The 22,700-nt window shown below is 32.9% G+C and carries 20 protein-coding genes and 1 pseudogene; 3 read left to right on the plus strand and 18 right to left on the minus strand.

The window, feature by feature from the left end; translation table 11 throughout:
• Positions 1-106 precede the first annotated feature (106 nt).
• From VOI25_RS04105 to VOI25_RS04180, 16 genes are all read right to left on the minus strand, one after another.
• Positions 107-3,130: a type IV secretory system conjugative DNA transfer family protein gene (locus VOI25_RS04105; RefSeq protein WP_323787702.1), complete on the minus strand. Its 3,024-nt coding sequence runs from the start codon at positions 3,128-3,130 to the stop codon at positions 107-109.
• Positions 3,127-3,735, minus strand: a complete 609-nt coding sequence (locus tag VOI25_RS04110) for a hypothetical protein (protein WP_323787704.1) — start codon at positions 3,733-3,735, stop codon at positions 3,127-3,129. The genes VOI25_RS04105 and VOI25_RS04110 overlap by 4 nt, the downstream gene beginning before the upstream one ends.
• Before the next feature lie 240 nt (positions 3,736-3,975).
• On the minus strand, positions 3,976-4,164 hold the full coding sequence (locus tag VOI25_RS04115; RefSeq protein WP_323787705.1) for a hypothetical protein: 189 nt from the start codon (positions 4,162-4,164) through the stop codon (positions 3,976-3,978).
• A 69-nt stretch (positions 4,165-4,233) separates the two neighbouring features.
• Positions 4,234-6,021: a hypothetical protein gene (locus VOI25_RS04120; RefSeq protein WP_323787707.1), complete on the minus strand. Its 1,788-nt coding sequence runs from the start codon at positions 6,019-6,021 to the stop codon at positions 4,234-4,236.
• Entirely contained in the window at positions 6,011-6,286 is a 276-nt protein-coding gene (locus VOI25_RS04125; protein ID WP_323787709.1) for a hypothetical protein, read from the minus strand. Before VOI25_RS04125 ends, VOI25_RS04120 begins: the two co-directional genes overlap by 11 nt.
• Positions 6,287-6,288: 2 nt before the next feature.
• Entirely contained in the window at positions 6,289-6,900 is a 612-nt protein-coding gene (locus VOI25_RS04130; RefSeq protein WP_323787711.1) for a DUF6338 family protein, read from the minus strand.
• Positions 6,901-7,092: 192 nt separating this feature from the next.
• Positions 7,093-7,590, minus strand: a complete 498-nt coding sequence (locus tag VOI25_RS04135; protein WP_323787713.1) for a JAB domain-containing protein — start codon at positions 7,588-7,590, stop codon at positions 7,093-7,095.
• A gap of 35 nt (positions 7,591-7,625) precedes the next feature.
• Positions 7,626-8,843, minus strand: a complete 1,218-nt coding sequence (locus VOI25_RS04140) for a type IV secretory system conjugative DNA transfer family protein (RefSeq protein ID WP_323788151.1) — start codon at positions 8,841-8,843, stop codon at positions 7,626-7,628.
• Positions 8,749-9,822: a tyrosine-type recombinase/integrase gene (locus VOI25_RS04145; RefSeq protein WP_323787715.1), complete on the minus strand. Its 1,074-nt coding sequence runs from the start codon at positions 9,820-9,822 to the stop codon at positions 8,749-8,751. Before VOI25_RS04145 ends, VOI25_RS04140 begins: the two co-directional genes overlap by 95 nt.
• A gap of 493 nt (positions 9,823-10,315) precedes the next feature.
• Positions 10,316-11,551 (minus strand): Shedu anti-phage system protein SduA domain-containing protein, encoded by a 1,236-nt coding sequence (locus tag VOI25_RS04150; protein WP_323787717.1) that lies wholly within the window; start codon positions 11,549-11,551, stop codon positions 10,316-10,318.
• Positions 11,552-11,683: 132 nt separating this feature from the next.
• Positions 11,684-13,081: a hypothetical protein gene (locus VOI25_RS04155; RefSeq protein ID WP_323787718.1), complete on the minus strand. Its 1,398-nt coding sequence runs from the start codon at positions 13,079-13,081 to the stop codon at positions 11,684-11,686.
• Between the two features lie 2 nt (positions 13,082-13,083).
• Complete coding sequence (locus VOI25_RS04160) at positions 13,084-14,820, minus strand: SIR2 family protein (RefSeq protein WP_323787719.1); 1,737 nt, start codon at positions 14,818-14,820, stop codon at positions 13,084-13,086.
• A gap of 79 nt (positions 14,821-14,899) precedes the next feature.
• Complete coding sequence (locus VOI25_RS04165; protein ID WP_323787722.1) at positions 14,900-15,331, minus strand: hypothetical protein; 432 nt, start codon at positions 15,329-15,331, stop codon at positions 14,900-14,902.
• A 1-nt stretch (position 15,332) separates the two neighbouring features.
• On the minus strand, positions 15,333-15,647 hold the full coding sequence (locus VOI25_RS04170; RefSeq protein ID WP_323787724.1) for a hypothetical protein: 315 nt from the start codon (positions 15,645-15,647) through the stop codon (positions 15,333-15,335).
• A gap of 8 nt (positions 15,648-15,655) precedes the next feature.
• Positions 15,656-16,117 carry a hypothetical protein gene (locus VOI25_RS04175; protein WP_323787727.1) on the minus strand — a complete coding sequence of 154 codons (462 nt, stop codon included), beginning with the start codon at positions 16,115-16,117 and terminating at the stop codon, positions 15,656-15,658.
• Between the two features lie 330 nt (positions 16,118-16,447).
• Entirely contained in the window at positions 16,448-17,419 is a 972-nt protein-coding gene (locus VOI25_RS04180; RefSeq protein ID WP_323787729.1) for a site-specific integrase, read from the minus strand.
• A gap of 323 nt (positions 17,420-17,742) precedes the next feature.
• Between VOI25_RS04180 and VOI25_RS04185 the strand changes: the two genes are divergently transcribed.
• Positions 17,743-18,087, plus strand: coding sequence for a helix-turn-helix transcriptional regulator (locus tag VOI25_RS04185; RefSeq protein WP_323787730.1), 345 nt, complete (start codon positions 17,743-17,745; stop codon positions 18,085-18,087).
• Positions 18,077-18,589, plus strand: coding sequence for a hypothetical protein (locus VOI25_RS04190; protein WP_323787731.1), 513 nt, complete (start codon positions 18,077-18,079; stop codon positions 18,587-18,589). The genes VOI25_RS04185 and VOI25_RS04190 overlap by 11 nt, the downstream gene beginning before the upstream one ends.
• A gap of 61 nt (positions 18,590-18,650) precedes the next feature.
• On the opposite strand, the gene VOI25_RS04195 is transcribed toward VOI25_RS04190, so the two are convergent.
• A complete protein-coding gene (locus VOI25_RS04195) occupies positions 18,651-21,035 on the minus strand; it encodes a T9SS type A sorting domain-containing protein (protein ID WP_323787732.1) in 2,385 nt (794 codons plus the stop codon).
• A gap of 145 nt (positions 21,036-21,180) precedes the next feature.
• Here VOI25_RS04195 and VOI25_RS04200 point away from each other — a divergent pair, with 145 nt between their 5' ends.
• Positions 21,181-21,399 carry a helix-turn-helix transcriptional regulator gene (locus VOI25_RS04200; protein WP_323787733.1) on the plus strand — a complete coding sequence of 73 codons (219 nt, stop codon included), beginning with the start codon at positions 21,181-21,183 and terminating at the stop codon, positions 21,397-21,399.
• A 463-nt stretch (positions 21,400-21,862) separates the two neighbouring features.
• On the opposite strand, the pseudogene VOI25_RS04205 reads toward VOI25_RS04200, so the two are convergent.
• Positions 21,863-22,696: pseudogene (locus tag VOI25_RS04205) on the minus strand (YifB family Mg chelatase-like AAA ATPase); the annotation flags it as partial.
• Positions 22,697-22,700: the final 4 nt, after the last annotated feature.

The following is a 22,700-nucleotide window of genomic DNA, read 5'->3' on the forward strand; positions in this document are numbered from 1 at the left end:
TTTTTTACCATTTAAATAAAAATAATTTATATAAATTCCTATTGAGCTCTCAAGATTTTTTATCTCAAGCTTACAAATTTAAAACACCCAAATTACATCTTAGTAATTAGTTGTTTTTATTCTTAGATCCTGATTTCAAAATAATGTCTTGAATCTTAGAGTTTTTTGATTGAGCTTCGATATCATTCACATCCACATGATTGGTTTTAACTCTATAACCACAAACTTTCTTGTTTTTTACTTTGGGCTTTTTTGTAAATGTATTAAGGAAGGACAGGAATTGAGATGGAGAACCAAATTTTACTTTTTTATAGTCATCATCTGATAGCACCTCTTCAGTGCGCCTTTTGATATTTTTTAAATGCACTTTTGACTCTGATATCATATATACAAGAAGATAGTTTTCTTTAATACATTTTTGAATATTTTGTGTTTCATATTCTATGGTATTAGTAACAGAAACTTCTACTGCAATGTGTATATCATCTTTTTTAAGTGATACATCAATCCTACCGCCAGCACTGGTTTGTGTTTCAAGTTCGGTAATAAAACCTCTTTGTTGACCTAAAGTGAGGACATAATTTTGGATACTTCGGTGTGTTCTTTCTAACTCTTCTTTTTCTACTTCTTGTAAATACGACTCTTTTTGTTCTTGAAGATGTGTACTTGGAATTAAATTTTTATCTTCATTTGCTATGTTTTTTGATGGTTCAGGAATTGATATTGCTTCTTCATGAACAACATCAACTTCTTGTTTTGAGATATTTATTTTTTGTTTAGAAATGTTTGGGAGTAGAGAAACAAGTAATTGCTCAACTTTCAATCGTGGCATGGCATATTCCTTACGTACATGTGAAATAAAATCTTGAGAATAATCTGTTGTGACTTCCTCTAATAAACTAGTAGTGATATTAAAGTCATTACTACTTGAACCTACCCGCATAATTGCCTGTCCTCTCTCTAAATTTTGCAAATCCAACTGTTCAAAATATGAAAAACCTGATTCTAAACGTTTAGCATCACTATCGCCTAACCTAAAACAAATACGAGTTTTTGGATTAGAAAGTACTGAATTTAGAAGTGAAGATTCTTGAATTTGCCCTAGTTCTTGGTGTGCTATGGTTATTCCTAGACCATACTTTCGAGCACCACTTAAAATCCTCTCAATGCTTGGTGTTATAAAATTTTGAAATTCATCTAAATACAGCATATATGGAGAGCGTTCATCTTTGCTTTGTGACTGCCTTGAAAGTGCTGCTTGGTTAAATTTCGCCAGGAATAACGACCCCAACAAGTAACTATTTTGTTCCCCAATTAGACCTTGTGAAAGCTTCAGCAATACAATTTTATTTTCGCTGAGGCATTTTGCAATATCTACTCCTTGTTTTTGGACAAGCATATATCGAACGAGCTTAGGTCTTAAAAAAGTATCTATTCTCGTTAACAAAGGAGTAATACCTTTTCGGACCAAGGGGTATTCGTTTTGCCAGTAGTAATGAAGTGAGGGGTCATCAACTGACGTTAAATATTCCTTTCTGAAGTTTTCTTCAATAAGAAAGCGTTTTAATTCAATAAGAGTGCCACCTCTTGTGCTCTCTAAAATAGTGTTTACCACGTTTTGAAGTACAGCCGTCATATTATCTCCCCATGCCGTTGCGTGCCTTTTAAAGGCTGATACTAAGTCAGAACTTAGTACTATTTTTTCAGCTTCGGTATTTGCTTCAAGAAGATTAAAACCAACAGGAAATTCACTGTCAGAAGGGTCAATAATAATAACATCTTCTTTTCTGTCCAATGGTATCCGCTTTAAAATATCTTCACATATGTCGCCGTGAGGGTCAAAAATTGCACACCCACGACCTTGTTTAATATCAGCTAACATCATATTCGCAATCAGTGTTGATTTTCCAACCCCAGTTGCACCAATTATATGATTATGTGATAAGCGTATTTCGGTATCGAGGTTCACGGGATATGTTTCTCCTAAATGAATATTCTCCCCGAGATAGATTCCGTTATTTTCAGGATTATTATGCTTCTTAGTTTTATCCTCTCCAACACCAAGCTTTTTGTTTACGACGGTCTTGTTTGGGTAATGAACAAAGTGAGTAAGTTCTTTGACATTAAGAATAAAACCTAATCGATTACTTCTACGAAAAAAGACATTGCGTAAATGGTCATCATATTCATATCCTTCATTAGATAAAGGGATAAGCATATTGTATGTTGAACAAGAAATACTACTGATACTTTTTGATAGCTCACTAGCAAGATACCTACTATGTTCTTCCTGTTTTCCTTGAACTGCAATTCGTACAACGGCAGAAAAAAGAGAATTACTTATTTTTTCTGTGGTTGCCGTAATAAATTCAGGATGAGCTTCAAAAAAACTCCCTCCATATCCGTCACTCACAGAGTACATCATGTCTTTTGACCATGGAGCAGTAACTCCTTTGAAAATGACTTGAAAAATAGCTGTCTCGTCCTTATCTAATGTTCCTAGGGTAGCAATGATTGAGGTTAAAGGATCTATCTTTAAGGAATCAGTTTGAGCAATAGGTAACATGAACTCATTGTCTAATCCAAAATCAGCAATGGCTACAGGAACATCCATATCAAAATTGATATTTAGAGCCTCCTTAGGTTTCAGTATTATGTATGGAAAAAAAGCTTTAAGGTGCGATGTTAATCGTGAATAATCATTTTGAGAGCAGGTAAATTGAATTGAAATGGCATCGTTTTGCGATAATATTTCAAAAGAAAAAGAACTCTCTGAAAAACTTAAAAGATTAAATAATTCTTGCATTAATGCCAAGGATATTTCAGTCCCTTGAGGAAATTTAATCTCAATACATTCAAGTTTAGGTTCAGAATCTACGGTGTATGGAAGTATTTCAGGAACATCAAGAATCTGATTAGGTTTGTCTTGTGGAGGGTTTATGAGGTTCTTTAATCCACCTAAGAAAGTAACCTTACCATCATCTATATGTTCAATATAACTTGTGTCTATGTGAACAAAAGGAATATATGGCGGTTCAATTTCTACGGGGTTTTCAAAATGATAATATCCTCTTCCTCGTGACTCCCATGTATAGAAATTTATGGTTGCTTTCTCGGTGAGCTTGCTCATCGTTTAAAGATGTCTTTAAGGATTGGTTTCCTATCAGCGTCACTAATACGAATACCCGATTCTTTGGTAATCTCATCAGTGATTTTTAGTACTGTTTGGTGACAATAGGTCATAAACATACTGGCGGTATCAACCTTGTAATAAGTGATTTTGTAAAACTTACGAATAAGCCAGCCACCGATAAAAGGAATATGACTGATAATTATTTGCCAAACACTTGTACGGTACATAAGCCAAGAACTTAAAAATAGTCCATCACCGAAAGGAGCACAACACACATCATATTGATAGTTTTTCCATAAAATTCGTAAATACAATCGCTTAGAAGATGTAATACCACCTTCCTTGAGACTCACAAATGATGTTGTCACTCCTTCAATTCCATGAGAGAGAAGCTCTTTTTTAAATTGAGCATAAAAATCTTTTGAAAGATAAGTGAAATTTGGAATGAGCGTATTCCAATGCGAATGGAATTCTTTTTTAGTACGTCTAAGAACTATGAATAATATGACTATTCCGATAAGTATAAATATCCACGGTACTTGTTCCAAAGCATGTAAGTAGTCTTCGTACCATTCTCTTTTGCGGTATTGAATTAAAAGCATACGTTTTAGTAGTTAGTTATTATAAAAATTGAAACTAAAGGAAAAGCTAAAAACATTATTCGCTAGCTATGTACACTATATAGGGAGAACTTTAAATATATAAAATAATCTAGTAAAAGACACTAATATCAGGAATTAAATGGTTACTCAATGTTTCAAGAAATGTAAGATTGTTATTTAGTAAAATAAAAATCGCAACACTATGGTTGCGATAAAATCAGAATAGGATACCAGTATGAATTATAATTTGTTACCTATTCTAGCGTCATAACTATGGTTTAAAGCTTCTTGTGTGATTTTATAACCCCTTCTAAAACCCATAATTTCTTTTCTAGATTTCATGCCGTTTTCTTTTAGAGATTTTACAGTAATCTTCTTTTCAAGAGCTTTTCTTAATTGCGCTGCATTTTCTGTTTTTGACCTTTTCATTTTTTACTTAAATTGAATAAGTAGCTTCAAATGTACTACTTTCTTGTTAAACTTTGTCAAGATAACTTATTAATTTTGTCTTAACTTTTTTAGAAATTCTAATTCTTTATTTTTATGTGCTGCCTTAAAAAAAGCTTTATGGTTTTCATTTAAGATTTGGAATCCTCCCTTTTCTATTTGTATTTTACTACTTTTATTGAAGCTTATATCCAAAGCAATTAGATACCTTGTAGCAAATTTTTGATGGAAAAAATTTGACTGAAAACAGCAGAAACCTTTAGGGGCATCTGATGAATCATAAATAATATCAAAAAGTCGTTGAATTTTTCCTTTCCCATCTTTTCTAAAACATCTGGCTAACCATATATATTTTGGGTATGATGTAAAGGCTACTTTTGATTTAATCTTTTTCGATCTAATAGTCTGATCATTAAGGATATCTTTTTTGTACTGATTGGACTTATACAAGTAAACGTCCCATTCAAATTTATTATTGTCTAAAATTTCAGAATCTACCATATCCTCTATAGTAGGATCTACTACAAAAGATATTTCCCTAACACTTGAAATAACATCCTCATATTTTACTCTAATAATCTTAATTAATGGAATTATGAGACAGGTTACATTTCCGTCTTGTGATTCATTACCAATTTCCCATGCAACAATTTCATTAGTTGTGTTTGATTTTATTTTTATTCTTACATAAGGACCAATTTGGTCATTATGAGAATATAATTTGTAAATTTTATCCGCACACAACTTTAGTCCATCGTTATGTGGTTCAATAAAGTCTCTATTTTCTGAAAGTTGTTTTTCAACTGAAACCGATTCATTAATATTGACTTTATATCCAATAACTGTAACTAAATGATCTTGTTTAATCGTTTTGTCTTCATTATTATTTTTATCCAAATCTAAATTACCAATATCTTGATTCACAACATCTTGGCATAACGAATTTTCATTTGTTAAAGTTTCAAATTCATAACCTAGTAAAATTGGAATTCCAATTTTGTTATAGGCATAAATAATTCTTTTGAGGTTTTGATTTTCCACTATTGTAGCACCCGTTGTTATGTAACGCAACTCAGTGACTAACCCTGCCTTTTTAAGTGCTAAAGCTATTTGCCTATTTTGCAAACCTTTACTTGGAAAAGATCTATTTCCAGTACTAGAAAGTCCTGCCGATTTTGTAATCTGAGATGGTGAGAATATAGGGTTATTAAAAATTTTATTAGTAATGAATAAAGCACTCCATAATGATGCGGTTGCACATGCGCTGACAACTTGATCCTGCTCCTGGAAAACACAGGCTTCTCTTTTAACCTTATGACCAAAAAGGTTAATCGGATATTTTCTAATACTACTATAACTTCTGATACCAGCTAAAGCAGGGTATGGTTCTAAAAAAGTAGCTCCCAATATTGCACTAGAAATAGGTTTAACTACAATGTAACCAATGTAATTATAAATTAAACTCGCTCTCAATTCTTCACTTTCATCAGAATTATTAATAATAATATTTTGAAAATAATCATCATTAGGTATTTTCTCAGTAAAAAAATGTAAACGCCTCGTGAATTTTGAATACTCATTAAAGGACTCTGCATAATAATGCTTGTAATCTTTTAAATAAGATTCGCTTAGATACTTTTTTTCAACAACAATAGACTTTACCTTATGTCCAAAACGGTTTTTATATTTTAAAAAATTACAAAGATATTTGTATATATAAGAACGACTAATATCATTTTTTGAAAATGAACCAAAATGTAGAACTTCTAATAAATTATCATCGTTATAATCTACTACGGCGTATGGTCTATTATTTTCTTTAGAGAAATCATTTGGCATCCGAATCATCTTTTTTAGATTGGCTGTCCTCTATTGATTCGTCCGATGTTCCTTTATTTACTTTTTGCTCTTCTGTTCTACTATTTTTATCACTTGTCAAATCTTTAGAGTTACTATTTTCTGTCCCCTTAGATTTATCATTTAATTCATTCTGTTGATTCAATTTTCCTTGATTTGGAGGTTTATTTTTATTTACATGTTTTTTACGAGCTCTAAAATTTGGCGAACCAAATACTTTATCGTCTGGGCTGGTGTTTTTTGCCATAATTAATTTTTATATAATTTCATTGATTGTACTTCACTAAAGTTTATCCAAATACCATCAGTATTTGGAACTTTATTAATTAATTTTTCTAAACTTTCATCAACCTCCCATTCTTGTTCCAAAAAGAGTTCTTTTTCTTTGGGGTACCAAGAGGCATACGAATTAGGACCGAAATATCCTCCTATCATCTTTCCACTCTTCATTACAATAATAATATAATGGTCTTTTTCATCAAGAAAAAATGAATCCCAGGGAGTAGCTCCAATATCATAAATATTTTTTCTAAATATGCTGCTTTTTAGAATTATTCCGAATATCAATGAAATAAAAATTGGGATAAACCCAAAAAAAGCAACTTCCCACCAAAAAGCCCCTTTAATTGACCAATAATTATTCACCACCAAGAACAATAAGTAATTAAAAGCTCCATAGGTTATAATTTCGATGATGGATTTAGATATTTCGTAAGTTTTTATAGGAATCATAGAAGTAATCACCCTATACATAATGAATCCAGGAATGAAGAAATAAATAAATATGTCTTGATACTTTACAAAATCTTCTAGTTTGTTTTGGATAGAAATCAGATTAAAATATGTAATAAGCTCAATCATAAAAAACTATTTGATGTAAATTTTTGGTGTTAAATATTGAGAAAGTTCAATTTAATTTTCAGAAATTAAATATATGATTTTTTTTTATTTATTTGGCTTAAATCATGTAAAATCAGTTGTTTAACGTTTTCATTCGGTTATAGTGCTTTTATTTTGGAAATTTCTTAAAAGAAAAACCCCACAGTCGCGAGGTTAAAATGGTATATCATTTTTGTTAGCCTTATTCATTAATCCTTCATCAGCAAATGATAATGAAGATTCACTGGTGATGATTATACTATCCAGTATTGAGATATTAAATAATTTCCCAATTTCCTCAATTCTACCAACCAATTGTTTATCCGCTTTACTCGGTTTTAATTTACCGCTTGGATGATTGTGGGCTAATATTATAGCTTTAGCTGAAACTTTAATTGAGATTGCAAAAATTTGTGACACATGAACAATAGCTCCCGTTTGGTCACCTCTTCCAATTTCCCGATAGCCTAGAACATGATTACTGTTATTTAAAAATATACACCAAAAATGTTCTTGGTAATCAAGACTTACTCCCTCGCATATTTGTCGAACTACATCGATGGCATCTAAAGAACAACTGATTGCAGGCATGGAAGATAATGGTGGCCGTTCATATGTTACTTTTATTTCACATATTTCATTTCCCGTAAATAATTTTGTTTGAGTTTTCATGATATTGTTTTTCAACAGTATCTTCCAAGAAGCAATTACGATATAATACCGCCTTTGTGGAAATCTTCATAAACAATTGAGGCAGCAGTGAAAGGTTTACATACCTGACCGTTATTCATAATCCTAATCATCATGTGATATTTAGGAAGCGTTACAAACTCTTTGTAGGTGAAAGGATGAACATCTTTAACCATCTCTTTAGCATACAGCATTGCGTTGTCCGCTGAAGACCTTAAAATTAAAAGGTTTCCGACATTCGTGAAAATACTCTCACGAACTTCAGCACTCAAAGAGGTAATACCTTGAAATGATAATACTACTGAAATACTTTTTTTTCTTAACTCCTCAAGGATAGTTGTAACACTTGATGAACCATTTGAGGCAAAAGTTTGAGCTTCGTCAATGTAAATAGTGAAGGGTTTGTAAGAACCATTGTTTGAGTTTTTCTTTCGGCTAAACCCTGCGGATGCAAGTTGTGATATAAAAATACTACCTACCAACCGCGAAGCATCAGCACCAATATGGGACTTGGCAGTATTAATCAGTAATATTTTTGAGGAATTAATGACATCCCCCAAATAAATATTGTCTTCATTTTCAACAAAGAGTTTTCTTAATGAATCATGAATGAGGAATCTAAACTTGTTATACACAGGAATAAAATCATATTTGGGGTTAAAATCTTTAAATTGGTGTGTAAAGAAGTTTTTTACTTCTTCATTTTTTATGTGTTTCACGGCATCTTCACGATAAGATTTGTCTTTAAGTATTCGTAACACGTCTGATAAGTTCGTAGACTCAGAAAAATCTTGAAGAGCTCGCAAACAATTCAAAATGATATAACTTAATTTCCCTCCCCAATCCTTACTTCCTCCAAACTTTTCAAGTGCTTCAAGAACGGCACTTGCCACAAGTGGTTTTTTTGAATCAGAGGTCTTTTTCAACAAATTATAACCATGCTTTAAATTCGGGTCAGACAAGTCAATATAGATAACATCTTTGAGCCGCTCCTTTGGGATATTGTTATAAACATAGTCACATAATGTTTGGTGTGGGTCTATGAGTGCAAAACCACGCTTATCTTCATCATCTGCCTTGTGATGTAGAACTGAATTAAGCATAAGTGATTTTAGTATGTTTGATTTTCCTGAACCTGTACTACCTGCCACCATAACGTGGTACTGAATGTCCTGTGGCGTTCTTATTCCAAACGGAATGTTGCTGTTGCGCCAATTGGTCATTGCGAAGTACATGATGTTCTTGGGGTCTCTGAAAGCCATGAGACGAGTATTGCTGATTGAAATGATGATTGATAGCACCGCCATGAAAACCATTGATCTGAGAGCCATCTAGAGGATGTTTTGCCATCTGAGTCTTGAGGTGTTCATCATCAATCAACAGATACCTCATGGTTGTTTTTACATCACTGTGTCCAAGCATTTTTGACAAACTCACAATATCACAACCACCTTGAAGCATCAGTATAGCAAAGGTGTGACGTAGGATATGATTACCAATTTTCAATCCTGTAATTTCTCTAAGCTTCTCCATAGTCTTTTTCAATCCACCGTGTGATAAGGCGTCATCTCGTTTGTCTGTACAAAATAGATTGGGGCTTGTGTACTTACGTTGGTGTTTTATTTCTATACATCTATTGAGCGTGTTCATAAGGGTAGTGTTTATGGGGATAACACGGTCTTTGTTCCCTTTCCCTTTGTTGACCCTCAATAAACCTTGCTCGAAGTTAATATCATGTTCACAAAGATTGAGTAATTCACTTCGTCGTACTCCCGTAAAAATGTAAGTTGATATCATGGCGTAGTTACGCAGTTGGACAAAGGATGATTTCCAAGGGTAGTTATAAGTTTGGGTGAGTAGGAGTTGAGTTTCCTCTTGTGATAAGGATTTGGGTAATGAACGAGGAATACGCGGAAGCTTCATGCCATCGGTAATATTCTCTTGTAGGAAGTTCATGTTTTTGAGCCATGTAAAAAACACTCTCAACGACATATAGTAGGTGTGAAAGGTTGATGCCGTCCAGTTGCGCTCGCATCGTCCATGCAAAAAGAAAGAAAGAACGATGTCACGCTTAATGTCTTGTGGATAAATGATGTTCGTATGCTTACAGAAAAAGCCAATATTCTCTTTATATCGTTTCGTAGTTTGTGACGTTACGCCACGAAGGTGAATTGATTCAGTGCAAAATGTTTCTAGTAATTGTAAAAGGGTCATATTTAATGTGACCAATAGTGCAACATTTTCTATCAAAATAATGAGTTGATAACCGCCTCAGTAGGGGCACCTCTGTTTAGGAGGGACGCCGTAGGGTTTTCATGAGATAAATAACTATCTCTGAATCGCTTTACTACATAAGCTTATTTCTGGGTATGTGTGGACCTGACAGGACTCGAACCTGCCACCTCCTCAGTGCAAGGTTCGTACCCATAGAAATAAATTCAGAAAAAGCTTCTATCTGCTTATTTTATAAGGCTTTTAGAAGTTTTTATATTCTATTTTCTGAAAAGTTACATCGGGTACCTCTGTGCTATTTTCTTGATGAAAAATGCTACAACTATCAGTGATAATTTTTGATAATTGTCGACACTATTAGCTTACCAAAATTGTAAATTGTGTCAAAATTTTGAACTCTATAGAATGTACTTAACTATTTACGAATTCCTCTACGGTAAAAGCATTTTACGATACATGTTTTAGCCATTATTATTTATTCTGCAATTACTTCAAGCAATCCTTTTAATTTTGCTAGTAACTCATCAAAAGTTAATATGTCAACATTCTTTTGATTTGAACGAAGAAGTTCAAAACATTTATTCTGATGGTCAGTTAAATTACTTTTCAATCCTATTACTAAAATTGCTTTTGGGTCAATAATTCTTTCTTTACTTCCAAAATCTCTTAAGAATACATCTTTCTGATCAAGACATTGACTGATTCCACCAGATAAATCATCTGAATAGGCAAACACGTCAGGTTTTCTGTAAGCTGACTTTTTTAGCAAAGTTTTTTTATGTGTTTTAATTTCTAGCAAAGCAAAGTTGTCTTGAAAACCATTTGCGAAAAGAAAGTCAACAACTCGTCCATCTTCATTCTCTAAAGTTTTCCCTCCAACATAAGCTTCTTGCTTTCTTAAGATTACCTCGAATGGAAATAAATGGTTTAAAATCCATGAGTTTTTTCCGAAAAAAGTTTGCCATTGCTTTTCATTATCATTTTTGGCAGACATAAGTCTCTCAAAGTTTTTGATTATGTCCTCAATGAATACTTTGTTTATTTTATCACGTGTTTTTATAAAATTCGTAGTAACTGAAATTTTGCTAGGTGGAGCTGTTTCCATTACAGTTGATAGGGACTCTATATCAGCTTTACTAACTTTCTCAAAAGAATCAAATTTTTTCAAGAAGGCATCTAATTGTCCAGCATTAAGAAATGTTTTTTGTTTGGCTAATTTAGTTGTAATTCCAGCGATTGCATTATTAATCATCAATTTTCGTGTTCTATCATACCATCTTTTTTCATTACCAATTTTCTTTAGAATTGGAAGTAAATCGGACCAATTTATTGAAATGGTTTTAGTAGAAAATCTATTGTTGATGTTTATTCCTATTGTTAGTTTTTCTACTTCTTTAAATTTTGAATAGAGTACTTGAGTAAACTGTCTAATTCTTTGAGTACGTAAACCATAACGACTTACTACCTTAAAATCTTTAGGTATATCTGATTCTTTAGCCCAACCTCTTAATTCAATTGTGTGAATTTTTTTCGATTTCACACTTCCATCGGTCGGATTGACTGAATATGGATAATAAATATATTTATCTTCTTTTTTGAAAAGCTCTTTGGCTTTGTGGACAGGCTTCCCCTTATCATCGCAATATGAGTAAACTGTTTTGATTGAGTTTTCACTTGTAATATTTTCTTCGTTTGGCGTGTATTTAGGCATAATGTTTCTTTAATATTAATAGTAACGTATTCATGTTATGGCTAGTTGAGTTGGCTAACGTCTCTTGTATGGTGCGTTTGTATCCCAAAGAGGCATATGCACTATACAAATTATAGTTTGCTGTTTTTTATATTACATAAAATATTTAAACTCATATGGTTTGTCTTTTACTTCGTGCATCCTTTTAATTGTTCTAGCCAATACAGATGCAAAACCCAGAGTGACAGGAAGGCGATCATATAAACCGTCATGATTCCAGTTCATTTTCGTTAACCCCAATATTGCTTGACAATTTTGGTCCCATCCACCACTTCCTGCATGTCTGCGTATAAGCAGAGGAGATGGAATTCCTTTTCCTTCTTTATAAAATGATTTCCCATTGACCTTGACAATACCTTGAGTCCAGAAAAGAATTTCCCGAGAGTTTAAAACTAGATATGAACCCCTATTGATTGGATAAGTGTCATTTTTCCATTTCCCGTAATTATTATACTTAATTCCGCGCCATGGTGTGTCTTGAATAATTTGGAGTAGTTCAAGGTCTACATTTGCCGGTATTGCATCGAATGCACCATCCATTTCGTTCTTTGTGAAATGAGTTGTCTTATGTACAATCAATCTTTTTGGTAATCGACCGGAATGTCTTCTTTGATATAATGCCAGACTTTTAGACATTACTTTTCTCATTTCATCTCGAGTTAAGAATGGATTTGAACCTTGTGTTGATTCTATGCCACTTGTATCATATGCTAAAAACTCTAAACCTGTGCCATCGGAATCAAAAACTTGGCTACAACAAGTTGTGAAGTCAAATTTTTTAGTAACAGGATTCTTGCGGGCAGAATAACTCAAGCCAATAAATGCAGACTCATTATCTATACTTGCCAGTTTCCAAGGAGTCCCACCAGCTTTTACATAAAAAGCTATGGACAGTCTCCACATCACACTGCAGCGACATTTATACCCCAAGGCACCGTTTTCTGTTACTATTTGGGTTGGTATATTTCGAATAGCTGTAGCAGCTTTTAGGAAATCATGCAAGTCAAAATTACTTTCAATATCCTCAAATCCTTTACTCCAAATATCTGGTAAGTATATTACAAGTAAATCATAATCCTGTGTTCTTTGTGACATTGAACGAATAGCATTTCCTAAAGTATCGCTTAGAGAAATATGATCTTCTAATGAAGGATTGAAAACTTTATCACCCTCAAGTTCTAATGACACTGATTCCTGATAAACAATCTCAGCGTTGAATATTTTTTTAAACCCCTCATAAATTGGTAAATATTTTTTTCTTTCCTTAGGGATATGAGATTTTTCAAATTCAGCGAACAACTTTCTCAACAGATGCTCAGTTCCTTTTAAATGAATAGTCGCAATTCTTATTTGGTCAATCGGAAATAAATCAGCACTATATGGACCGAATTTTTTTAGACCTTCAAGTGGATGAATATTTAAAGGAGAGGTCTTTGAAATATTGAACTCGAGTTGAGGCTCTGAAATAATTGATAATTGTGAAAGTTCCATTATTATTCTGATTTACTGAATGCCGTCCTTCGTTTCAATTCGAAAGATGCGTTTATACCTTTACTATTAAGTTCAAATGCATTAATCAATATTTCATTTTGATTACCAAAGAAGATTGACAGCCAAGCACTAAGAATTCTATCGAACTTATCATTATACCATCTCGCCATTAGCTCTTTGATAAATGGAGCGATTAGTTTTCTTTCATCTGTGTTCTCTGATTTTGTTGCTAATACACTTGGTATTGCCAGTAAATATGCTAAACCTCCTTTGTGTTGCAAGCTAATTTCAAGACATGGCATCCAGGTAATGGTTGTACCAGGTACTTTTCCATGAATTAGTCCTCCAAGTTCTTTTTTTAAATCTTCAAAAATTGGATTATTTCTATCTTTAAACTTAGGAACAATAAAGTGTTTAGATCTTCTTTTAACGTATTGAAGTTCGCTATTCAAAATGAGAGCTCGACCAATAGTCTCTGTAAGTAAACCTTTTATTGTAGAATCATCATATGCGAGATGTTTTTCATGAAGTGCAATAGTGTCAAACTTGTAATCACCATAAAGGTTAAAAGCTCTTTCAAACTCGTTGTCAGCTCCAAATCCAACTATTCCTTGCTGTTTGCGAATTGCTATTATATTAGCTTCAGTATTTTTAATTTGCTCTTTTATTTCTTTGGTATTCCCAGCATCACACTTAAATAATCTAGCATTTACAGGGAATTTGGTTATTGGAATTGCATTCAATCTAATCATTGGAGACCGTTTTCCTTTAGGTGGTATACTAGAATTTTTTCTACGGTGATAGCTTTCGCCTAAAGTTTCTAATTCTACTGCTTTAATATCAGTAAACCCTTTTATTAGTTCACCCCATGCACTGTCAAACGTTTCAATTTCAACGATGAATGCTTCGATTCCCTTTGTTTTTGCTATATCGATGAAATTACTTACTGATGGTAAAACTTCACCGCCAATTCTAGTAAACCAAAATATTCCATTTGGGAAACAATTATCTTGCTCCAATGCACTGTGCAGAGCTTCCATTACTGATTCATCTCTGCCACTATATCCCATTATACCAATACCATTAGTATAACTTGTAGTTGTTAGTATGTGTCTCAACTTATTGTCTTGAGACTGTAGTTCTTCTGTTGTATTTTTTAGTTTTTCAGATAAATAATCTCCGTGCATTTTTATAATTAATGGAACTTTAGATGCTTGGAATAATTTGAGTCCATTATCAGCTGAATCTAAATCTGTTTTATACCAATCCTCAGTATTTCGAAAGACCTGTACTGCTGTATTTTCAAATGCTTTATCAAAGTTTGTAGTAAAAATATTATTGATATGGCCTTTTTTCATTAGCAGACCTATAACTTTGTGCCCATAAGATAATTGCATGCCAGAAAGAAGGTTATCTAGATATTCTTTTCTGTCAATTGCTTTTGGAAATGCTCTTTCAAAATAATATGAATACTCCTGAGGAGTATCTTTTGATGGGCAATTATCATTTTTGTCAAAATAATTTTGTATTTGAGTTCTTAGTCCACGATCAGAAAGATTTGAAAAACGATTAAGTGCTATTCCTTGCTCAGAGCAATAAATTCTCCTCTTGAAATCCCAAATAAGATCGTATGCTGAAGGTAATCCTGCGGATACAGATGTTCCTGCACCAAATAGCCAAGAAATACGTTTTGCACGTAGTGGATAAAATCTAACAAATTCGGGAAAACTTAGCTTCATTTATGGATTTTATAAATTAGTTTAATCTTCATTTTCAATGGCACATAACATGTTTGTATAAGATGTTGTGTGCAGTTTTTTATAAATATTGACTTATATTTTCTTTATTTAAATTCTCAAATCTAAACTCTTTAATCAATTCAATAGTTTTGTCTACAGTTTCTTTTGTCAGATATAAAGAAATTACTAATTCAGGAATATCAAGATTTTCCGATTTATATAATTTATCTATCCAAGCGTCAATTAGTCTTACCTCACTAAAATTAGATAAGTCTTCAGGGTTTTCTTGAATTATTCTGAAGGCTTTATTATTCTCTATGTAAGAGAAAATAGGATTTCCATCGTAGAAATTTTTGCCATCTCTTTTTTTGTTTGAAATATATTGATTCTCCAAAGAAAATTTTAAATCTAAATTCTTTAATAGTTTTCTTTTCCAATAGCCACTATTCAAATTGTATATATTCTTTTCTTTCAAGAATGAGTTGTATAATATTTTGTTTTCGTTAGCCATTTTAATTCGTGTTTTGGTCTATAAATGCTATTCCTGCTCTAATTTCTAAATCTACTCTTATTCTTCTGTTTTGTGGATTATGGTGAAAACTCTTTATTAATTGAGCATAATAACCTTGTGAAGGTGCTTGTTGTATTACACGTTCTAACTTATTGAACGCATTTATTCTTTCAGCCAATTCTTGATTTGATAATTTTTCTTTTAAATCATTAGACTTATTCAGACCCTCTTGTTTAGTTATTTCATCATTAGTTGCCCAAGACTCTGATTCTTCTAAATTATCATCTTGCGCTTGTATTCTTCCTCTATTATTCATTCAGTTAATTAGTTAAAAAAATTTTCTGGCCATAAATTTTTAGGCAAATGATATCTAATCATTTCAGCTTCCCTTTTATAACCTCGAGCATCTAATTCTTTCAAAAAATGTGGCCAAGGCGGAATATTGCTTCTATAAATATTAGTCGACAAAGTTGACATTCCACCTCCGGATAAAGTAGATAATCCTCCACCTTGCAATGTTGACAAACCTCCGTATCTTAAAGTTGAAAGTCCACCATATCTTAATGTCGATAACCCTCCATAACGTAATGTTGATAATCCGCCATATCTTAATGTAGACATTCCACCACCACGAAGAGTAGATAATCCTCCTTTTCTTAATGTAGACATTCCTCCATCTCTTAAAGTAGACATCCCTCCGCCACGTAATGTTGAAAGACCTCCACCACTTAATGTACTCAAATTCCTTGGCCAAGTAATTAATCCTTCTATAATTGGTTTACTCATAACTTAATATTTTATTGTTTTCGAATGTCAGTCCTCAAATTGCACACAACTCGTTATTTAATAATTAAATATACTATTCTAAATATTCGGGATAAATCTATTTTATGACTTTAAAGTTACAAATATCTTTACACTTGTAAATACGTAGTTCTACGTATATTTTCTAAAATTAAGTTAGTCTTTATCGTATTAAAAACGGTTTCCCATAAGGCTGTGAAAAATTAATGGGTTATTGCAAGATTTATCCTAATAAGCCTACTTCATAACTAATTATACACATACAAAAGTTAAAAGCCTTAGAGATAATTGTATAATAATTTTAAGCATATTCTAAAAGCCTAATTCATCTATAAATTGCTGAGCTTTTTCTGAACTTAGTGACCTTAAATATGCTTCAGTCATTTTACTTGAAGTATGACCTAAAAGTTTCATAATAGTTCTCATATCTGCACCCTTTTTAGCTAATTCACATGTGAAAGTATGGCGAAAACGATGCAAGTGAAACCGAACACCTGATAGCCTTTTATACTTCTCAACCCAATGTTTTAATCCATGAACACTCAAGACCTTATCTTCTTTACTTGAGTTAATAAGATATGAAGTTGTTATTACTCTTTCTTTTCGCAACCGCAATAATTCTCGTAAATGATCTTCAAGAGTTGTGTGTAATGGGATGTATCGGTTCTCGGTCGACTTAGATGTCTCATAATTAACTAATACATTACGCTTAATGAAATCAATGTCTTGTACTCTCAAACCAAGTAGTTCACTACGTCTTACTCCTAAATACAATAAAGAATACACAATAGTTAAATCACGAACACGTAGGAACTCATCATTGGTAGTGTTGGTCACTATAGCTGTGATTATCTTCGAGACATCTGAATTACTTAATGCTCGCTTATCTGTATACTTTGGTTCTGGTGGTCGTTTTATTTTTTTTGAGATATAACCAAATTCTAAATATCCATTTACTTCTAACCAATTAAAAAACGCCATAAGCTTATTATAGTATGTCCTTACCGTTGAAGCTTTAACTCCAACTTTTAAATGTTTACCCTCAAAACGTTTTCGTGTTCCGAGCTTAGTAAAAAATTGAATTATGATGTTTGGATTGAGATGCTCAATGGCAGAAACTTCAGGAACGATTTTTTGAAATGTTTTAAAAACCTCTCTATATCCTTTAATTGTTCTTGGACTAAGTCCTCTTACAAATAGACATTCTGACAGATAAATATCTAATAAATTTTCAAGCTGATTCTCTTTGGTTACATATGAAATTTTGTGCTTATGTTGTTGCATGAGCCAATAATATGTAATCTTCGAAACCAGATATAGCACCGCCGTGAGTTCTTTGAACGGCAGCACTATATCTTAGTTTAGTAAGTTTAAAGCAGGAAATTAATTGTAATAAAGTCAAGGACCTCATTCATATACAGTAACAACATTAAAGGGTGGTGAGGTTGAATGATATATATTAAAAAGTTGAATGCATCAGCATTCAACTCAACTTTGAGTTATGTATGTTTTCCACAAATAACTCACAACTGCGGTAGTATCCTCATTTTCTCTAATTTCTATAATGCAAAAGACATCGGTTATAACCCCCCGATGTCTTTTACGTTATGAAACAATCTTATACAAACTCCCTCGCAACAGTTAGAGCCGATGCAGAGGTCAGTTTAGAACATTTAGCACTCATGTTGAGGCTAAATCAAACAACCCTTAGAGAAATGGAATCTGGTAAACAAAGACCATCCTTAAGAGTCGTTGCTGTGTATCACCTGCTCTTTAAAGCACCCTATGCAATACTATTTGCAGACCTGTGTGCAGATGTGCATGCAGATTTTACAGAACGGAGTAAAAACATCATTACTGAGCTTAAAAGCACAGAACCCTTAAAGAGCAAGAGAATGATACAAGCGATTTCAAATTTAGTCAATAGGTTAAACACAGGCTATGATGACTAATATTGAACCTGCAAGGACTCTTTCAATTTACATTTGTACAAGAGGATTTAGCTATGCTGTTATGGATAATGCGCTTACCTTAATCGAAACTAACCTTATATCTCCTAAAAAGTTTAATGGAACTAAACTTTTAAAGAAGATCAAAAAAGTAATTACTTCTTTTGGAGATGTCACACTCATTTTGGAAGATCATTCAAGTAAAAGTAATCGCAAAGGAAAGCGTTCAAAGATGATTAATAATAAAGTTTATTCGTGGGCTAAGAAACGAGGAATTGTAGTTAAAACCTATTCTCGCGATGACGTGAGAGAGGTTTTCTCTAGATGGATGGCTTATACCAAATATGACATTGCTCAAGTGTTAGTTAAAAATATTGAAGGTCTAAAACCATTCTTTTTTGAACCTATAAAATACCCAGGTCGAGAGCATAACTATGAAGCGATATTCACCTCGGTGTCATTAAATGAGGCGTATTACTTTATAGATAGAACAAAGGGTCTCTAGTGTATAACTTACACGTCTAAATTAAAATACGAGGCAACTAAAAGTCACGATACAGTGACTTTTAGTTTTTTATGAACTTAAATATTTGCGTTTCTTTTGACTCAAATGTTATGTGTAATATGTATATCCCTTGTGATAGACCACTAACATGTACCTTGTTGCTATGTTGGTTTACTTCAATGGATTTACCTTGTAAGTCATAAACGGATATATCAAGTATATTCTTTTGAGTTTTTATTGTGAGGTTTTCATCCACGATTGTTGGATATATTAATGAACTATGTAAACTTTCAAAAGAATTAACATTCAAAGGTATATTACTCTCGTTATTCCAAATGGTAAAAGGAAATTTTGGGTTTGAGCTCAGTACCTCTATATCACCGTCACCATCTAAATCCGCATGATAGAGGATACTACTATCTATGTAGTAGGTATCTTCAATAACATTCTTAATAAACATTTCACTTCCATCATTTTCCCAAAACACAAGACCCTCTGAATTAAAATCGTTAGTTGGAGCCGAAACGATATCGATATCTCCATCTCCATCAAAATCTCGAACTAAGGTATTCCCACCTCGATATGGGTCAGAAATAATGTGTTCGATAAATGTACCATTATTATTTTCGAACCATGAAATATATTGCCCATTAGTGGAAATTTCAACATGAACAATATCGACGTCTCCATCACTATCTAGATCACCAATAGTCCCATCAACTGGGAAATTAGCTGTGGTATATCCACCTAGTCCATCATTGAGATAATAAACGTCAAGCTCAGAAATTAAATCATCAAAACCGTCACTATTAACGTCTGATACTTGAAATGTGAGTAGCCTAAATTCTTCATCAGAGATTGATATCTCTGTATAGTTATTGTTACCATCATTTTGAAGGCAAAGAACGCCATCAGATGGTGAAGAATTAAATAGTATATCTGGGTCAGTGTCGGCATCTCTATCTCTGACAAATAATTCTGGTGCTCCTAACAAATTAGAACTCGTTCTTAATAAATGTTTTGTGAAGCCATAGTTTCCATCATTTTGATAAAGTATAATTTTCTGCTCTCCACTTTGATGGGTAGTAACTAAAATGTCTTTAATTTGGTCCCCATCGACGTCAACAATTTGCGCTGAGTTTATGTGCAATTCATTTAGTTCAATAATTTGTTTATTGAAAGAGTATAAGCCATTATTTTTCCATAGCAATAATTCATTTTTAGTATGTGAAACTGAAATAATTTCATTTAATCCATCGTTATTCATATCTTCAATATCAAACAAAATAGGAACAAAGGTATCATCTAACTCTATTGGCGCATACGCATGAGAACCCATGTTTTCAAGTACAACAGGATGATTTGAAGCTTCAGCACCAACTAAAAGTTCTGGTAAACCGTCATTGCTAATATCTAAAGCAGTTACGAAATTACCTTTCTGTATTGGAGCAATAACTTGAAATGAAAAATTACTACTTCCGTCATTTTCATACACACCTACATACCGTTCGGGATTTGAGTCAAAAGGGTCATTATGTACGGTTATGATATCTACGTCTCCATCATTATCACTATCACTCATAAATGAGGTTTCCAAAGCCGATGCTCCTGAAATTAACTCTATCTCAGTGAAATTTAAATTACCGTCGTTTTCAAAAACCGTAACACAACAATTAAAGGTGTTTTTTATGATAATGTCCTTGTGTCCATCGTTATTATAGTCGATTACTTGATTGAGGGAATTGCCATTTGTGTAGCTAATTGATTGTTTGGTGAACGTTCCCGTACCATCGTTTAAATAATAAAAAAGTGAGTTACTGCCACTTGGTACAATCCTCAAAGAAGCAACGATATCCAAATCTCCATCTGAATCCAAATCCTCAGCTAGCATACTGCCCGTGGATAAAACTCTTAGATTATCAATCAAAGTATCATCGAATGTGCCATTGCCTTGAGGATTCCATATTCGTATCCTCCCTGTGTTATTTCCTTCGGAGGTTATAAATTCCAAATCTGAATCTGAATCAAAATTTCCAGCAATGATATTGGAAGACATATTATTAATTCCGTTGTATACCTCAGTGAAAATGTCATTACCATCATTGTAGTAGAGTCTTATAAAAAAAATCTCTAGGGCAATAATATCTAAGTCACCATCAGCGTCTATATCAGCAACATCAAAGTGTCTAAAGGTATATGAAGTATTTATAAGTTCATGTTTTGTAAAACCAAGGTCGCTGTCATTTTCCCACCACGCTATTTCTCCACTTGAACTAACAGCAATAACATCCATATCGCCATCACCATCATAGTCAATATATTTAGGAGCAATCCAACGATTTGATTTAGTTATAATGTTCTCTGTGAAGTTTTGAGCGTAAAGATTGTTACCCATACTCATAACTAAATAAATAAAAGCTAGTAAAAATAGGTTGTTAGTTTTCATAGTAACTTGGTTTTGAATAGTTAATGTCAGTTTTGTATTAAATTTATTTGGCTTTAAATATAAATTATATTTATTAAAAACCAACAAAATTGTTGGCTTATTTTTCATGCAATACATCTAATTTTCATACTGAATTATATACATTGTGAAAGACAAAGAATTACAAGGATTTGTACTAGGTATTGGTAAACGTATTCGTGCATTTAGAAAAGAGCAAAAGATGACTCAATTGGACCTTGGAATAAAGTCTGATATTGAAGAGAACGCAATTCAAAGATTAGAAACGGGTCGTACTAGCCCAACAGTGAAAACCTTATTTAAAGTTGCTAAAGGTCTTGGTGTCGAGGTTCGTGAGTTAATGTAGTGCTATATTAATTCCATTCTTTTTATCGAACTTTAATAAAGTGATTTACTTTATTACTCATACTAACTGAAACATGCTTTTCTTTTTTTTCAATACGTTCAATCGAATGACAACTAATGTCTAATTTAATTGCCAGTTCCGACATGGTAAGCTTGTTTTCAATTCTATACATCAAAACACGATTTGCTAAAGAACCACTTCCGTCATCCCAATAATTGTATCCTAAGAACTCATTTACTTTTCCTCTGAATCTAACATGAGGAATAAAGAGATTCCATTCATAATTTTGGTAACAATCTTTACCAACTCCAATAAAGTCAGATACTTGTTGTTGTGTCCATTCTTGTTCCAAACGTTTCCTTTTTAAGCAAGCTCCTAAACTGTTATCTGATTCTTTAGGGAATGGTCTATATTCAGGCTTTTCAGTAGTAATGTGCACATTACAAATGGGCAACGAACCATAAATGGTATGATGTGGACTTCTAAAAGGTCGTTGCGCCATAATTCCTGCATGTGCTTTCACACGACCAACAACCGAATGTATCTTAGTAGTTTCAAGTGCTTCAGATAATGTCATTGGCGGTAAAATACTTGGTAATCGTTTGGCAAGCATCGTTTTTCCTGCTCCTGGAGGACCAATCAAGATTATATTATGACCACCAGCTGCTGCGATTTCCATACAACGCTTGATACTTTCTTGTCCTTTAACATCACTGAAATCAAACTCAGGAAAATCTAAGTTTTTATAAAACTCTTCTTTGGTGTTGATGATGGTTTGTTTAATACAAACGTCCTTATCAAAATGATCAATGACTTCTTTTATATTTTCAACACCAAAAACCTCTAAACCATCAACAATCGCAGCTTCCTTAGCGTTTTGTTTCGGAAGAATGAACCCTTTAAATCCTTCTTCTTTCGCTTTTACAGCAATTGGCAATGCGCCTTTTATGGGTTGCAAATTTCCATCTAAAGACAATTCTCCCATGATAAGATAGTCTTCTAAATGATTAGCTTTTATTTGCTTGGTAGCAACTAAAATCCCAATAGCTAAGGTTAAATCGTAGGCAGAACCTTCCTTTCGCAAATCTGCAGGTGACATATTAATAATGATTTTCTTTCCTGGAATCTTATATCCGTTATTTTGAAGTGCAGCTGCAATTCTGAAATTACTTTCTTTAATCGCATTATCTGGTAATCCTACCAAATGGTAACCAATACCAGAATCGACATTAACCTCGACAGTAATAGTTGAAGCTTCGACACCAAATACAGCACTAGCATAAACTTTTTTGAGCATTTAT

The organism is Psychroserpens sp. (genome assembly GCF_034670085.1).
GTDB lineage: Bacteria > Bacteroidota > Bacteroidia > Flavobacteriales > Flavobacteriaceae > Psychroserpens.